This is a genomic window from Rhizobium sp. P1_E6, assembly GCF_056405875.1.
The window spans coordinates 85,814-101,540 of the sequence record NZ_JBFUBG010000001.1 but is presented as its reverse complement, the minus strand read 5'-3'; the positions used below and the strand labels follow the sequence as shown (position 1 = coordinate 101,540).

15 protein-coding genes are annotated in these 15,727 nt (G+C 61.6%); 8 read left to right on the top strand and 7 right to left on the bottom strand.

Annotated elements, in window-relative coordinates; genetic code table 11:
- Positions 1–19: 19 nt before the first annotated feature.
- Positions 20–685, bottom strand: coding sequence for a YiaD family glycine zipper/OmpA-like lipoprotein (locus tag AC1D35_RS00460; protein WP_113300175.1), 666 nt, complete (start codon positions 683–685; stop codon positions 20–22).
- A gap of 155 nt (positions 686–840) precedes the next feature.
- Complete coding sequence (locus tag AC1D35_RS00455; protein ID WP_113300144.1) at positions 841–1,251, bottom strand: winged helix-turn-helix transcriptional regulator; 411 nt, start codon at positions 1,249–1,251, stop codon at positions 841–843.
- Between the two features lie 77 nt (positions 1,252–1,328).
- Between AC1D35_RS00455 and AC1D35_RS00450 the strand changes: the two genes are divergently transcribed.
- Positions 1,329–1,922 (top strand): NAD(P)H-dependent oxidoreductase, encoded by a 594-nt coding sequence (locus AC1D35_RS00450; RefSeq protein WP_113300143.1) that lies wholly within the window; start codon positions 1,329–1,331, stop codon positions 1,920–1,922.
- Positions 1,923–1,988: 66 nt separating this feature from the next.
- Here the strand turns inward: AC1D35_RS00450 and AC1D35_RS00445 are convergent, their stop codons facing one another.
- From AC1D35_RS00445 to AC1D35_RS00425, 5 genes are all read right to left on the bottom strand, one after another.
- The gene (locus AC1D35_RS00445) at positions 1,989–2,987 is read right to left on the bottom strand and encodes a flagellin N-terminal helical domain-containing protein (RefSeq protein WP_113300142.1); all 999 of its coding nucleotides are present in this window, start codon (positions 2,985–2,987) and stop codon (positions 1,989–1,991) included.
- A gap of 268 nt (positions 2,988–3,255) precedes the next feature.
- Entirely contained in the window at positions 3,256–6,411 is a 3,156-nt protein-coding gene (locus AC1D35_RS00440; protein ID WP_477938158.1) for an efflux RND transporter permease subunit, read from the bottom strand.
- Complete coding sequence (locus AC1D35_RS00435; protein ID WP_113308088.1) at positions 6,408–7,625, bottom strand: efflux RND transporter periplasmic adaptor subunit; 1,218 nt, start codon at positions 7,623–7,625, stop codon at positions 6,408–6,410. The genes AC1D35_RS00440 and AC1D35_RS00435 overlap by 4 nt, the downstream gene beginning before the upstream one ends.
- 245 nt (positions 7,626–7,870) lie before the next feature.
- Positions 7,871–8,659, bottom strand: coding sequence for a helix-turn-helix domain-containing protein (locus AC1D35_RS00430; protein WP_113300174.1), 789 nt, complete (start codon positions 8,657–8,659; stop codon positions 7,871–7,873).
- A gap of 190 nt (positions 8,660–8,849) precedes the next feature.
- Positions 8,850–9,332 (bottom strand): VOC family protein, encoded by a 483-nt coding sequence (locus AC1D35_RS00425; RefSeq protein WP_477938157.1) that lies wholly within the window; start codon positions 9,330–9,332, stop codon positions 8,850–8,852.
- A 330-nt stretch (positions 9,333–9,662) separates the two neighbouring features.
- Here AC1D35_RS00425 and AC1D35_RS00420 point away from each other — a divergent pair, with 330 nt between their 5' ends.
- The 7 genes from AC1D35_RS00420 to AC1D35_RS00390 all read left to right on the top strand — a co-directional run bounded on the left by AC1D35_RS00420 (position 9,663) and on the right by AC1D35_RS00390 (position 15,666).
- Entirely contained in the window at positions 9,663–10,352 is a 690-nt protein-coding gene (locus AC1D35_RS00420) for a hydrolase (RefSeq protein WP_113300137.1), read from the top strand.
- Between the two features lie 87 nt (positions 10,353–10,439).
- On the top strand, positions 10,440–10,724 hold the full coding sequence (locus AC1D35_RS00415; RefSeq protein ID WP_113308086.1) for a XapX domain-containing protein: 285 nt from the start codon (positions 10,440–10,442) through the stop codon (positions 10,722–10,724).
- Between the two features lie 27 nt (positions 10,725–10,751).
- Complete coding sequence (locus tag AC1D35_RS00410; RefSeq protein ID WP_477938156.1) at positions 10,752–12,638, top strand: amidohydrolase; 1,887 nt, start codon at positions 10,752–10,754, stop codon at positions 12,636–12,638.
- An 11-nt stretch (positions 12,639–12,649) separates the two neighbouring features.
- Entirely contained in the window at positions 12,650–13,078 is a 429-nt protein-coding gene (locus AC1D35_RS00405) for a DoxX family protein (protein ID WP_113308084.1), read from the top strand.
- A gap of 128 nt (positions 13,079–13,206) precedes the next feature.
- On the top strand, positions 13,207–14,028 hold the full coding sequence (locus AC1D35_RS00400) for an alpha/beta fold hydrolase (RefSeq protein WP_113300133.1): 822 nt from the start codon (positions 13,207–13,209) through the stop codon (positions 14,026–14,028).
- A gap of 49 nt (positions 14,029–14,077) precedes the next feature.
- On the top strand, positions 14,078–14,959 hold the full coding sequence (locus tag AC1D35_RS00395) for a glyoxalase (RefSeq protein WP_113300132.1): 882 nt from the start codon (positions 14,078–14,080) through the stop codon (positions 14,957–14,959).
- 29 nt (positions 14,960–14,988) lie between these two features.
- A complete protein-coding gene (locus AC1D35_RS00390) occupies positions 14,989–15,666 on the top strand; it encodes a YoaK family protein (protein ID WP_113300131.1) in 678 nt (225 codons plus the stop codon).
- Positions 15,667–15,727 lie beyond the last annotated feature (61 nt).

Here is a 15,727-nt window from a genome sequence, read left to right as displayed (position 1 = left end):
GCCGTCAGGCGCCGCCCGATCAGCTCTGGGTGATCGGCGCGATCTGGATTTCGACGCGGCGGTTCTGGGCGCGGCCGGCTTCGGTTGCGTTGGAAGCAACCGGCTGCGAAGGACCGTAGCCGACGGCCGAAACGCGGCGCTGGTCGATGCCCTGGCCGCCGAGATAATCGGCAACGGACAGTGCGCGGCGCTGCGACAGGTCCTGGTTATGCTGCAGGCTGCCGGTGGAGTCCGTATGACCGTTGATGTCGATCAGCGTGCGGTTGAACTTGCGCAGCACGATCGCGACAGAATTCAGCGTCTGGTAGAAGCCCGGCTTCACCGCATCCTGGTCGATGTCGAAGGTGATGTTCGACGGCATGTTGAGGATGATGTTGTCGCCCTGACGGGTGACTGAAATGCCGGTGCCTTCGAGCTGGGCGCGCAGCTCGGATTCCTGCTGGTCCATGTAGTTGCCGATGGCGCCGCCCGTGAGCGCGCCGATGCCGGCGCCGATCAGCGCCGCGTTGCGCTTGCCATGGCCGCCGCCGCCGACGGCGACACCGACGAGAGCACCGCCGAGCGCGCCGAGAGCGGCACCTCCGGCGGTATTGGATACCTTCTGCTCACCAGTGTAGGGATCGGTCGTCGTGCAAGCCGAGAGGTAGCTCGCCGCAACGGCCAGAAGGATGAATTTCTTGATCATGGACAGGAGGTTCTCCGTTCGAAGCTGATCCGAGCAAAATGTTAAGGAATGCGGCAACAAGATGAAGATGCTCACCTCATAGGTCAAATTCCGTTGGAGAAACATCGACCTGTTGCAGCCGCGCCCCGATATCACCAGCTTTATTGGTAAAACCGCTACTCGAGGCCGCGGCGTTTGGCATAGGCCGCGCGCGCCTCGTCCATCCGCGCGGAATTTGCAACCACCCACTCGGCCAGTCCCCGAACCGGAGAAAGGAACTCTCGGCCGAGGTCCGTCAACGCATATTCCACCTGCGGCGGCGTGACCGGCGTGACGGTGCGCGAAACGAAGCCGTTCTCCTCAAGCTCCCGCAGGGTCGATGCCAGCACTTTCTGGCTGATCTCCCCGACTTCACGGCGCAGCGCATTGAAGCGAAGGGGGCCATGTCCGAGCACCCGCACGACCAGCAAAGACCACTTGTCGCTGATGCGTGCCAGCATGCGGCTGATATGATCGCAGGCGCGGACCTGCTGGCAACTGTCCGTGGTCTCGCAGGCGGCGGTATCCTCGTGGTTATCTGGTTTCAACAAAGTGCCTCCTTGTGCAGTCGCGCAAACCATTCGTAATCTGGTTACTGTAGGAAACCAGCATACAGGAGGTTACTTTGAATTCTAAGCCCCGCATCGCCGTTATTATCGGCTCAACCCGCCCCACCCGATTCGCCGACGCCCCGGCACAATGGATATTGAAACAGGCTCAGGCGCGTGATGACTTCGACGTGGAACTGATCGACCTGCGCGATCACCCGCTCCCCTTCTTCGAGGAGATGGCGTCGAATTTTTGGATGCCGAGCCAGAATCCGGAAGCGGTCCGCTGGCAGGAAATGATCGGGCGCTTCGACGGCTATATCTTCGTCGTCGCCGAATACAACCATTCTATCACTGCCGTTCTCAAGAACGCACTCGACCAGGCCTACAAGGAATGGATGCGGAAGCCGTTCACCGCGATCGGCTATGGCGGCACGGGTGCCACGCGCGCGGTCGAACATCTGCGCGGAATCGGCGTTGAGCTTCATATGGTCTCCACCCGCAGTGCCGTGCACATCGGCGGCGGCGACTTCATGTCGATCCACCCGGCCTTCGGCAACAAGCCGATCGAAGAGATCGAGGCGAACCTGCTGCCGACAGCAAAGGCAGCCTTCGACGAACTGGTCTGGTGGGCCAAGGCAACGATGGCCGCAAAGGCAGCCGCAGCCTGACCTCTCCGAAAAGAAAACCGCGCGGCGAGCAGGGCTTGCCGCGCGGTCATGATGCTGCATCAGAACTTAGAAGTTCTGGAAGAGCTGGCGCACCTTGTCGTAGGAGGCGTTGGCGATGTTCAGCGATTGCAGGCCGAGCTGCTGCTGGGTCTGCTGGGCTTTCAGCTTGCTCGACTCCTCTTCCATATCGGCATCAACGAGACGGCCGATGCCTTCGGTGATGTTGTCGGACAGGCTCTTTGCGAAGTCGTCCTGCATGCTGATGCGTTTTTCCAGCGCGCCGAAGGCCGAGCCGACAGTCGTCAGCTGCTGGAGCGCGGCATCGACGACGCTGATCATCTCGTTGAGGTCCTGTTTGCTTGTCGCCGCCGTCAGGCCGATTTCCACCTGGCCGGCCGTATTGCCGTTCTTGCTCTTCGTCAGCACCCAGTTTTTCGCCGTGCCGAGTTCGGTTGCAAAGAAGGCGGAAGTCAGCACACCATATTCGCCGGTGCCCCCTGCCCGGTCATCGATCACATAGCGCGCATCCTTGGAGGAGGTCGCGCCGCTCGGCGGGATGTCGATATGGTAGCTCAGCATGCCGACCGATACCGTACCATCCGAATTACGGATGAAGGAGGCCGGGATCTGTCGCGGCTGAGTCGGCGTGGAGGTATTGTCGAGGATGATCCAGTTGTCGTTGTTGAAGCCCGCACCTTCCGAAACGCTGCGAAGCTGCGCCTTCAACTGGTCGAGCTCTTCATTGATCTTGGTCTTGTCGACGCCCTGCTCTGTTGCGGCGACAAGCTTTGCCTTGATCTCGGTGACGACGTCGATGACGCTATTAACGCCGGCAGATGCAGTGCCCATGGTGGCGGCAGCCATGCCGAGGGCATCCTGAACGGCCGACAGGGCCTTGTTGTCGTGGCGCGCCGTCGTCGCGACCGACCAGTAGGCGGCATTGTCCTGGGCTTTTTCGACGCGCAGACCCGTCGTGATATGGTTCTGCGTAACCTTCATATTTCGATTGATGTCACGCAGCACATAAAGCGCCGCATCCACGGAGGTGCGCTGATAAATACTCACGGTACGAACTCCAAAAACACTACAAAACGCAACGAAACAGGATGTACCGAAATCACACGGACGTTCATGTCCGCCGTCGCTGGAGGCAGCGCAATGGCCTTCGAAAAACTGAGAAGACCGGCCGGTTACTGATCGCAATCATTGCGGGTTATGCTTAAAAAACGACTAATCTTCAGAAGTAATTTATCTTATTTCACAAGACTTCATATACCATAGAAAAGCCCGCCGATGAGGTCCGGCGGGCGCTTCCGAAAGTATTGATAAAGACTTACTCAGCAGCCTGGAGGTGTTTTTGCGGACCCGGCCGCGGACGCGTCGCCTGCGTCATTTCCTCATGCAGGCGCGCCTCCTCATGGGCATGCGGTTTGGCGAAGCGGGCAATCAGCAGATAGGCGACGGGCGTGATGAACAGCGTCACCAGCGTCGCAAAGCCGAGACCGCCGACGATCACCCAGCCGAGCGCTACGCGTGCTTCGGCACCCGCGCCATGCGCAAAGACCAGTGGCACACCCCCAAGAATGGTCGCGATCATCGTCATCATGACCGGACGCAGACGAAGCGCGCAGGCCTTCTCGATAGAAGTGCGCACATCTTCGCCACGGTCACGCAGCTGATTGGCGAATTCCACGATCAGGATGCCGTTCTTCGCCATGACGCCGACAAGCAGCACGAGGCCKATCTGGCTGTAGATATTGAGGCTGGAGCCGGTGATGACAAGCGCGAAGACGGCGCAGGCGAGACCGAGCSGCACCGTCGACATGATGATCAGCGACGACAGCACGCTTTCGAACTGTGCGGCCAGCACCAGGAAGATGATGACGATTGCAAAGCCGAAGGTCAGCGCCATACCGCTGGAATTCTCTTCGAGCGTTGCGGCTTCGGCGAGCGGCAGCAAGCGCGCGCCGGGCGGCAGCAGCGGCTCGGCCATCTGCGTGACGTTCTTCACGGCATCGCCGAGCGACATGCCGTCCTTCAGGCCGGCGGTGATCGCAACAGAAGCGAGCTGCTGTTCGCGGTTGAGCTGCGGGGCGACCGAGCCTTCCTTCAGCGAAGCGATGACCGACATCGGCACGATCTTGCCGTCGCCGGTCTTCAGGAAGACGTTTTCGAGATCGGTTGGATCGTCGATCGGCCGCATCGTCGAGGTCAAAAGCACCGGATAGGATTCGCCACCGACGAAGACGTCCACCACCGAACGGCCCTCGAGCAGCGACTGGATGGCGGTCGAAAGCCCTGTTATGTCGATGCCGAGGTCGGAGGCCCGCTCGCGATCGATGGCGACCGAGACCTGCGCCTGCGACGGTTCGTTGGTCAGGCGCGGCGTGTCGTACTGACCGCTCGCGTCGAGTTGCTGCACCAGCTTGGCGGCAGCAGCCGTCAGCGCCTCGTGATCGTTGCCGATCAGCGCCATCTGCAATCCGCTGCCGGCGCCGCGGATGCGCAGGCTGTTCGACGAAATCGCATTGCCACGCAGCGCCGGCACCTTTGACGCCGCCTGGTTGATGTCGCGGACGATCTCGGCCTGCGTGCGGTCACGCTCGCCCCAGGGCGCCAAGGTCAGGACCATGAAGCCGCTATTGGAAGAGCCGCCCTGGCCGGAGATCGAGAAAATGTTCCTGATGTCGCCGCTGTCGACGAGCGGTTGGAGGTATTCCTCCACCAACTGCATCTTGTCGCGCGTATAGTCGAGGCTGGAGCCTTGCGGCGTCGTTAGCCGCATCATCACCATGGCGCGGTCTTCCTCCGGCGTCAGCTCGCTGTTGACCGTACCGAAGGCGACCACAGCGGCGGCACCGAAGATGAGCGAAAAGACGATGACGATGAAGGGTGCATTCAGGCAGGCATGCAGCCCCCATTTATAGACGCGGGCGAAAGCCTCGCCGAAGCGGCCGAGCAACCCGTGATCCTCGATCATCGGCTTGGTCAGCATGCGCGAGGCGAGCATCGGACACAGCGTCAGCGCCACGATCGACGACAGGCCGACCGAGAAGGCGAGCACGAAACCGAATTCGCGGAACAGGCCACCCACCTGCCCCGGCAGGAAGGACAGCGGAATGAAGACGGCGGCAAGCGTGGCCGTCGTCGCAATGACCGCGAAGAACACCTCGCGTGTGCCGAGCACGGCAGCCGCACGCGGCCCCATGCCCTCGGAGCGCCGGCGCACGATGTTTTCGAGCACGACGATGGCGTCGTCGACCACGAGACCGGTTGCCAGAACGATCGCGAGCAGCGTCAGAATGTTGATCGAGAAGCCGACCATGTAGAGCGCTGCGAGCGTGCCGATCAGCGCCACCGGCATCGAGACGGACGGGATCAGCGTCGCGCGCCAGTCGCGCAGGAAGAGGTAGATGACGATGGTGACGATGACGGCCGACAGCAGCAGTGCCAGCACCACTTCGTGGATCGCGCCCTCGATGAACACAGCGTCGTCACTGGTGATCGCGATCGTCGTGCCCTTCGGCAACGTCTTGGAAAGCTGGTCGACAGCAGCGTGAATGCCGGTGGAAATATTCAGCGTGTTGGATTGCGCCTGGCGGATGATGCCGAGACCGATGCCCGGCTTGCCGTTGGAGCGCAGCGCCGTCTCACCGTCGCGCGGCCCGAGTGTCACGGTCGCAACGTCACCGAGGCGCACATTGTGCTGCAGGATGACGTTCTGGAAGTCTTCAGGCGTCTGCAGGCTGGCGGTGGCGCGCACCACGATATCCTGCATCGGGCTCTTCAGCGAACCGGCCGGCACGTCGAGCGCGGCATTGTCGAGCGCCTTGGTGAGATCGCCGATGGTTAGCCCGCGGCTTGCAAGCGCGCTCTGATCGACGTCGACGCGGAAGACCTTTTCCTGATCGCCGTATTCTTCGACGTCGGCAACGCCGTCCACGGAGGCCAGACGATCGACCACCTCGTTTTCGACGAGCAGCGTCAGATCGTCCATGTTGAGCGTATCCGACGTCACCGCAAGGCGCATGATCGCCGAAGAATCCGAATCCGCCTTGACGATCTGCGGCGCATCCGCCTCGTCAGGCAGGTTCTGGGCGATGCGGCCGATGGCGTCGCGCACGTCATTGGCGGCAACGGCCAGATCGATGGAATCGGAAAACTCCAGCGTCACGCGGCTCTGGCCGAACTGGGAACTGGAAGAGATGGATTTGAGACCGCTGACGCGCGCGACCGCACCTTCGATGACCTTGGTCAATTCCTGGTCGACCGTCTGCGGCGAAGCGCCGTCGAAGGCCGTGCGAACCGTCACGACCGGCCGGTCGACATCAGGCAGCTCGCGCACTTCGACGCCCACATAGGCCGCAAGGCCGGCCACCACCATCAGCGTGTTGAAGACCAGCGCCAGGATCGGCCGGCGCACAAAGAGCGCAGTGAAGCTCGCCTTGCTGGATTCCGGTTTGTCGTGGTGGATCTCGGTCACGCTCATTGGGCGGCGACCTTGTCGTTCGAGGCGACATCGGTCGCCACGCGCACAGCGCCGTTTTCGCGCACGCGCTGCAGGCCCTGCGTGACGATCTGATCGCCATCATCAAGATCCGCGTTGACCAGCACATAGTCCGGATTGCGTTGCACGACCGTGACCCGCACCTTATGCGACTTGTTGTCGGTCACCCGCCAGACGAAGGAGCCCTGTGCATCCCACTGCACGGAGAGCGGGTTGACGGCGGGATATCTATCGCCGGCAAACTTCATGCTGACCGAAAAGGACATGCCGGCGCGCAGCTCGTCCGAGCGGTTGTCGATGCGTCCGCGCAGGCGCAGCGTGCGGCTTGCCGGATCGATGCGGTTATCGACCGCTTCCAGCACGCCGGAGAACACCTTGCCCGGCCGCGCCACCGACGTCGCCTCGACCCCCTGGCCGACCGAAACCGTATTGGCGAAGCGTTCCGGCACCCAGTAGTCGACGAGGATTTCAGTGCGGTCGTCCAGCGTGACGATCGGCGTCGAGGTGGTGACATTGTCGCCGATATTGACCGGCACGATGCCGACGATACCGTCGATCGGCGCCACGATGTTGCGGCGGGTGAGATTGAGCTCGGCGGCCTGCAGCTGCAGTCGCGCATTCTGCTCGGCGATCTCGGAATCGAAGACGTCCATGCGCGAAACGCTGGACTTGATACTGTGGTAGAGGTTTGATTTCTCGAGCGCGCTGTTCAGCGCCACCTGTGCCTGCCCCTGGGCAATCACCTGCTCTTCGCTGTCGAGCTTGGCGAGAACCTGGCCCTGTTTGACCATATCGCCTGACTTGATGAGGATTTCGCGGATCGTGCCCGTCGCCTGCGGCGTCACCGCAACGGAGCGGATCGCGTCGCCCGTGCCGATTGCGTTCAGCCGGTCGTTGACGATGCCCTGAACGACGGCCTGCGTGACGACGAGAGTAGCTGCGTTGCGTCCACCGCCACCGCCGTTACCTCCGCCATTGCGACGGCTCTGACCTTGCCCCTGATCTTGACCGCCCTGACCTTGTGCCTGCTGCGCATCAACCGTTTCGTCGGCCTTGGGCGCAATCATGGAAACGATATTGTCGGGAATTCCTGCATTCCGCATCGTCTCGCCGGCACCGGGCACAAAATAGACCCACGCGGCAAAGCCGGCCATGATGACGACGAGACAAAGTACAAACTGCTTCCAAAACGGCATTCACGTCTCCGGAGGGACTCGAGGTTGTCCAGGGTCTGTCGAAAGAGGCGTGCGAGACAAAAAGTCTCGCTGGTGCGACAATATCGCACCTTTCCCCGGCCGGCAGCAAGCGTAACCACCCGTCATTACGGATTTGTAATATCAGCAGACTTTGAAAATAACCCGTCCGCTCACTTTTACTTGAGTGGCTACAAAGTATGCCGGCAAAAGCGTGCAGCGGTTTCCGTCCGTAACTGCACCACGCCTTAAATACGTCGCTCCCGCCGCCATGTTCCGGGCGAAATTCCGTTGAGTGCGGTGAAGACCCGCGTCAGGTGACTCTGGTCGGCAAAACCGCAGGCAACCGCGATCTCGGCGATGGAGGCCGTGCCGAGCAGCATCTGCCGCGCCTTCTCCGCCCGATATTCCATCAGCCAGCGATGCGGCGTGCGGCCGGTCGATTTCTTGAAAGCGCGGATGAAGTAGCTGGTCGAAAGCCCACATTGCGCCGCGACATCGGAAACCGTCGCCTCCCGCGCCGTCAGCGAGGCAAGAAACGCCGTCGCCATGTTGAGCTGGCGGGCCGAGAGCCCACCCGATCGCTCCGCGGGCAAGCTGACACCGCCGTAGCGGGTCACCAGATGCGCCTGCAGCGCCAGCAGGACGTGATCGATGAAAAGCGCACTTGCATGCGCCGGTTGGCTCAACGCCGGCAAGAGCGCCATGGCAAGCCCCTGCACGACAGGATCAAGCTGCCCCTGCTTGCAATCGAGGCCCTTGAAGCCCGGCCGCCCCGCCTCGTAGCTGAAATCGGAGAGGCCCTGGCGCGAGATGTTGAAACGCACATTGTCGAAGGAGGAGCGGTGATGGCAGCGCCATTCCTCGCCCAGATCGGTGATGGCCAGCGTTCCCTCGGAATGCCCGCCCTCGAAGACGAGCTTGCCGCTGCGCCAGAGGCGATGGCTGTCGAAGGACTTCAATTGCGCGATGACACTGAAGGCATCCGCCTGGGGAATCGGCCCGCTCTCGTTATGATCCGCGCTGTTGCTGCGCATGCGCACGATCGAAACCGCGCCGGCTCTAAGCAATGAAATCTGTGGCCGAGTTGCCAATTCAATCACCCCCGTTTTCGAATTGCCTCCCGTTATCACAATCGCACGATTTTCCCTCAAAAACCACTCACGGGAACCGAAACGGCAGCCACCGTTCCCGAGGCTGCCGTCCGTCATACCGCTTCCTGAAAGATCAGGCGGCCTCCTGAAACGCCTTTTCCAGCGTGGCAATGTCGATCTTGACCATCTGCAGCATCGCCTCGGTCATGTTCTTGGCATTACCCTTGCGCGTGCCGGTCATCATCTCGATCAGCGCCTTGGGTACGATCTGCCAGGAAAGACCCCAGCGATCCCTGAGCCAGCCGCATTGTTCCGCCGTGCCCCCGTTGGCAAGGAAGCCATCCCAGATGCGGTCGACCTCCGCCTGATCTTCGCACATGACCTGCACGGAATAGGCATGGTTGAAAGGTTCGAACGGCCCTGCCTGCATGGCGACAAAATTCTGGCCGCCGAGCGTGAACTGCACGATCTCGACGCTGCCCGGAGGGCCGCTCGGCGTTTCCGCCGRCACGGTGGTGATCTCGCCGATCGCGGAATTGGGCACGAGCAAGACATAGAATTCGACCGCCTCGCGAGCGCCTTCGGCAAACCAGAGATGTGAAATGACCTTGACCATGAAACGTCCTCCTTGGGTCTGTTGGTCTCTGTTCATGGCTCTAGGACGCGTGAGCCTCGCCCGTCCCGACAGAGAAGTACGAGAATTTTACCGGCCTCCCGTTTCTCGGTCTTCCGAAGCCTCAACGAGGCCCTGCAGGTCAGGACAATTTTCGACAAAAGAGGGTGAAAACAAACAATCGGAATTGGTTTTTGCCAAGTAGGTTCGCCGGCAATACGCGGCCTCGCTCTTGCGGGGAAGCGATGCCGACCGACGCCCTGCCCCTCTCGGGCACGCATGCCGGCAACACATTTCCAGCCTTTAAGGCCTCATGACCAGGGAGAACGACCAATGTCCGGATATCTTGAAGTCCTCACACCCCAGAACAGCCAGCTTATCTTCATCGATCAGCAGCCGCAGATGGCCTTCGGCGTCCAGTCCATCGACCGCCAGACCCTGAAGAACAACGTCGTCGGCCTCGCTAAAGCCGCCAAGACCTTCAAGGTACCGACCACCATCACCACGGTCGAGACCGAAGCCTTCTCGGGTCACACCTATCCGGAACTGCTGGCCGTCTTCCCCGAGAATACGATTCTCGAACGTTCCTCGATGAACTCCTGGGACGATCAGAACGTCCGCGACGCGCTGGCGAAGAACGCTGCCAACGGCCGCAAGAAAGTCGTCGTTTCAGGCCTCTGGACCGAAGTCTGCAACACGACATTCGCGCTATCCTGCATGCACGACACCGATTACGAAATCTACATGGTCGCCGATGCCTCCGGCGGCACGTCTGCCGATGCGCATAAATACGCCATGGACCGCATGATCCAGGCTGGCTGCGTTCCCGTCACCTGGCAGCAGGTGCTGCTGGAATGGCAGCGCGACTGGGCTCGCCGCGAAACCTATGACGCTGTGACTGGCATCGTGAAGGAGCATTCCGGCGCCTACGGCATGGGCGTCGATTACGCCTACACCCATGTCCACAAGGCGCCCGAACGCGTCAAGCACGGCGATCGCATCGGCCCGAACCCGGCGAAGTAAGCTCCATCGGCGGAGGCGGTCTGTGGTCAGCCTCCGCCTGCCTTGCATGCCGCCCTTCCTTGAAGGCGGAAATGAATCGAGGATCCAATGAAAATCTATCTCCTCTCCCTCGGTGCCGGCCTTCTCGTCGGCATCGTCTACAGCCTGCTGAATGTTCGTTCGCCAGCTCCCCCCGTGATCGCGCTCGTCGGGCTGCTCGGCATCCTCGTCGGCGAGCAGGTCATTCCGTTCGCCAAAACGCTGATCAACAAGGAGCCGGCCGCAGTCTCATGGCTGAACCAGATCAAGCCGCACATGTTCGGCCACCTGCCGAAGGGCGGCCAGCTCTCAGACATCAAGGCCGCCGACATCAAGCCCTCCGACAAGGTCTGATAACGCTCGCGCTCGAGGACGAAGACTATGGAAAACACGACCGCCGACCTCATCCTGCATCACGGTCTGATCACCACGCTCGACCGCTCCAATCCGACCGCCAGCGCCGTCGCCGTCAAGGATGGCAGGTTCCTCGCTGTCGGCCATGACGCCGAGATCATGGCGCTCAAGGGGCCGGACACCAAGGTAGTCGATCTCAAGGGCAAACGTGTTCTTCCGGGCCTCATCGACAACCACACGCACGTCGTCCGCGGCGGTCTGAACTTCAACATGGAGCTGCGCTGGGATGGCGTGCGATCGCTCGCAGATGCCATGGACATGCTGAAGCGCCAGGTGGCGATCACCCCGCCGCCGCAATGGGTCCGCATCGTCGGTGGCTTCACCGAGCATCAGTTTGCCGAAAAGCGCCTGCCGACCATCGACGAGATCAACGCAATCGCCCCCGATACCCCTGTCTTCATCCTGCATCTTTATGACCGCGCGCTGCTGAATGGCGCGGCTCTGCGCGCCGTCGGCTACACCAGGGACACGCCGAACCCGCCGGGCGGCGAAATCACCCGCGATATCAAAGGCAACCCGACTGGTCTGCTGCTCGCAAAGCCGAATGCCGGGATCCTCTATTCGACGCTCGCCAAAGGGCCGAAGCTGCCCTTCGACTATCAGGTCAATTCCACCCGTCATTTCATGCGCGAGCTCAATCGCCTCGGGGTAACAGGCGTCATCGATGCCGGCGGCGGCTTCCAGAACTATCCCGATGACTATGCCGTCATCCAGAAGCTTGCCGATGACGGCCAGATGACCGTCCGCCTCGCCTACAATCTCTTCACCCAGAAGCCGAAGCAGGAGAAGGAAGACTTCCTGAACTGGACCGCCTCGGTGAAATACAAGCAAGGCTCCGATTACTTCCGCCACAACGGTGCCGGCGAAATGCTCGTCTTCTCCGCTGCCGATTTCGAGGATTTCCGCCAGCCGCGCCCCGACATGCCGCCGGAAATGGAAGGCGAGCTGGAAGAGGTCGTACGCGTACTTGCGGAAAACCGCTGGCCCTGGCGCCTGCACGCCACCTATGACGAGACGATCAGCCGTGCGCTCGATGTCTTCGAAAAGGTCAATCAGGATATTCCGCTCGAAGGCCTCAACTGGTTCTTCGACCACGCAGAGACGATTTCCGAACAGTCGATTGACCGGATCGCTGCTCTCGGCGGCGGCATCGCCGTGCAGCACCGCATGGCCTATCAGGGCGAATATTTCGTCGAGCGCTACGGAGTTGGTGCTGCCGAGGCCACCCCGCCCGTCGCCCGCATGCTGGAAAAGGGCGTCAAGGTCTCCGCCGGCACCGATGCCACCCGCGTCGCCTCCTATAATCCCTGGGTGTCACTCTCCTTGATGATCACAGGCCGCACCGTCGGCGGCATGGCGATCTATCCGCGCCGCAACTGCCTGGATCGCGAAACGGCGCTGCGCATGTGGACCGAAAACGTCACCTGGTTCTCCAACGAGGAAGGCAAGAAGGGCCGCATCGAAAAGGGCCAGTTCGCCGATCTCGTCGTGCCGGACAAGGATTTCTTCGCCTGCGCCGAAGAGGAAATCTCCTTCCTCACCTCGGATCTGACCATGGTCGGCGGCAAGATCGTCTATGGCGCCGGCACATTTGCCGCACTGGACGAGAACGAAGTTCCGCCCGCCATGCCCGACTGGTCACCAGTGCGCAGCTTCAAGGGTTATGCCGCCTGGGGCGAACCCGAAGGTGCCGGCAAGAACTCGCTGCATCGCCGCCTGATCTCTGCTTGCGGCTGCGCCAATGATTGCAATGTCCACGGCCATGCGCATGCCAGTGCCTGGGGCTCGAAGGCGCCGGTTTCCGATCTCAAGAGCTTCTGGGGCGCACTCGGCTGCGCCTGCTGGGCAGTCTGAGGATCGATGCCATGCATGCCCTTGAAATCCGACTTACGTCGCTTGCCCGTCCCCTTTTCGGCGCGGCCCTCATGCGCTTCATTGCCTATCTCGGCCTCTGCGCCGCCTATCTGCAGGGCGGCCTCGACAAGCTCACGGACTTTCCGGGCGCGATCGGCGAGATGACCCATTTCGGCCTGTCGCCTGCGCCGCTCTTTGCGGTGCTCGTCATCGTCCTGGAGCTTGCCGCCTCGGCCATGATTCTCTTGGGTCTCCTGCGATGGCTGGGTGCGCTCGCCCTCGGTGGCTTCACACTCATGGCCACCTTCCTCGCCCTGCGTTTCTGGGAGTTACCCGCTGGAATGGAGCGCTTCATGGCCGCCAATTCCTTCTTCGAACATCTGGGTCTTGTCGGCGGCTTCCTGCTCGTCGCCTGGCTCGATCTGAGTGAAAAAGCATAGGGCAACCTGCACCTAAGCATCACTTCCGCTGACCATTGCAAAATGTTTCCTGACCGTGTCAGCACCGCGGTGCAAACCATTCGCCCCCTGGGCGTAGATCCTACCAACCCCAGCATAGGACAAGTTCAATGCCGACGATCACCACCAAAGATGGAACGACGATTTACTATCAGGATTGGGGCAACGGTCAGCCGATCCTCTTCTCCCACGGCTGGCCGCTCTCGGGCGATGCCTGGGAAGTGCAGATGCTCTATTTCGCCCAGCAGGGCTACCGCGTCATCGCCCACGATCGCCGCGGCCATGGCAAGTCCTCGCAGCCGTGGAACGGCAACAATATGGATCAATATGCCGATGACCTCGCCGAGCTCATCGAGAAGCTCGACCTGAACAACCTTATCATGATCGGTCATTCCACCGGCGGCGGCGAAGTCGCCCACTATATCGGCCGCCACGGCACGAGCCGCGTCGCCAAGGTGGTGCTCGTCGGCGCCGTTCCGCCGCTGATGCTGAAGACGCCCAACAATCCCGAGGGCACGCCGATCGAAGTCTTCGACGGCATCCGCAAGGGCACGGCCGGCGACCGCTCGCAGTTCTACCGTGACCTCACCATGCCCTTCTACGGCTTCAACCGCGATGGCGCCAAGGTCAACGAAGGCCTGCGCGAAACCTTCTGGCTGATGGGCATGGCCGGCGGCATCAAGGGCCACTACGATTGCATCCGCGAATTTTCAGAAGTCGATTACAGCGAAGACCTGAAGAAGATCGACGTTCCGGCCCTGCTCATCCACGGTGATGCCGACCAGATCGTGCCGATCAAGGCTGCCGCCGAAAAGGGCATCAAGCTTCTGAAGAACGGCACACTGAAGGTCTATCCGGGTGCCCCGCACGGCCTCGCCCAGACGGAAGCCGACAAGTTCAACGCCGACGTTCTCGCCTTCATCAAGGCCTGAACCGCCTTTGCACTGATTTAGCGGCCGGCCGGGCCGAAGGAGATCACCTATGCTTCGTTTATCCCTAGCTTTTACCGTTCTTCTCGGCCTGGCCGGCGTCCCGGCCTATGCCGCCTCGCCGCAATTCGGCGTCGGCGCGCAATATGATACGACCCATGTCTATGTCGCGCCAGGCGACGTGGACGCCTTCGCCAAAAGCTTCCTAGCCACCTTCGGCGGCACGAGCACAAAGCAGGTGACGGCAACCGTCACGCCGACGCCGAGCAGCACCACATCGCAACTTCTGCAGACGCCATCAGGCACCGTCTCGCTCTTCGGCTTCAAGACGCCGATCCCCTATCCCTTCGGTGCCGAACGATCAGGTTACCTCGTCACCGATCTCGACAAGGCGATCGCAGCCGCAAAGGCCGCCGGCGCCGATCTCATCGTCGCCCCCTTCCCGGATCCGATCGGCCGCGATGCCGTCATCCAATGGCCGGGTGGCGTCAACATGCAGCTTTACTGGCATACCACGGTGCCGAACTATCCGGCCTTTGCGTCCGTTCCGGAAAACCGCGTCTACGTCTCCGCCGACCGTGTCGCCGCCTTCACCCACGCCTTCCTCGCCTTCTCGCAGGGCAAGGTTATCACCGACGAGGAGAAGACGCCGGGTATCGAGATCGGCCTGCCGGACAAGACTTTCCATCGCCTGCGCATCGACTCCATCTTCGGCCGCATGACCGTGCTCGTCACCGATGGCCAGCTGCCCTTCCCCTATGGCCGCGAGATGAGCGGCTATGAGACCGCCGATCTCGATGGAACGCTGCAGAAGGCCAAGGACAGCGGCGCCGAGATCCTCGTCGCGCCCTATCAGTCGGGCGACCGCCGTGCTGCCATGGTGGAATTCCCCGGCGGCTATATTGCCGAAATCCACGCCGTCGCGGCAAAGTAACGACACTAAACGATAAGAGGGAAAAAACGATGCGCCCAGCCCTGCCCGTGCTTCTGAGCCTTACCGGCGGTTATGTCGATACCGCCGGCTTCCTGGCGCTTGGCGGCCTCTTTCCCGCCCACGTCACCGGCAACTTCGTGACGCTGGGCGCGGCGCTCACCCACGGGACATCAGGCATCATCGCCAAGCTTCTGGCTCTGCCCGTCTTCTGCCTGACGATCCTCCTGCTGCGTTACATCACGCACAATGTCCCGGCCGGCGACGAGAAGGGCCTGCGCATCCTGCTCGTCATCAAGCTTATGTTCCTCATTGCCGGCGGCGCCTGCGCCATCTGGCTGTCGCCCTTTACCAACCCGGACGGCCTGCCGCTGGTCGCGACCGGCATGCTGCTCGTCGTCGCCATGGCGATCCAGAACGCCGCTCACCGCATCCATCTCGGCGCAGCACCCCCGAGCACGCTGATGACCGGCACCACGACACAGATCATGATCGACCTCGCCGACCTCGCCCATGGCAGTGCCGGCGATCAGGCAAAACCCCTAAAGACCCGCCTGTCGCGCATGGTGGTCGCTGTTTTCGCCTTCGCGCTCGGCTGCGGTCTTGCCGCTCTGCTTTACGCCACCGTCGGCACCTGGTGCTTTGCTCTGCCGCCGCTCTTTGCGCTCGTCTCGGTCTGCCTTGCCTTCGCTGGCCCTCAAACCGCCTGAAGCAGGTCGCGCAAAATTGGGCAGCGGTTTTGCGATTGCGACTTGCGTCAAACAAGGACTT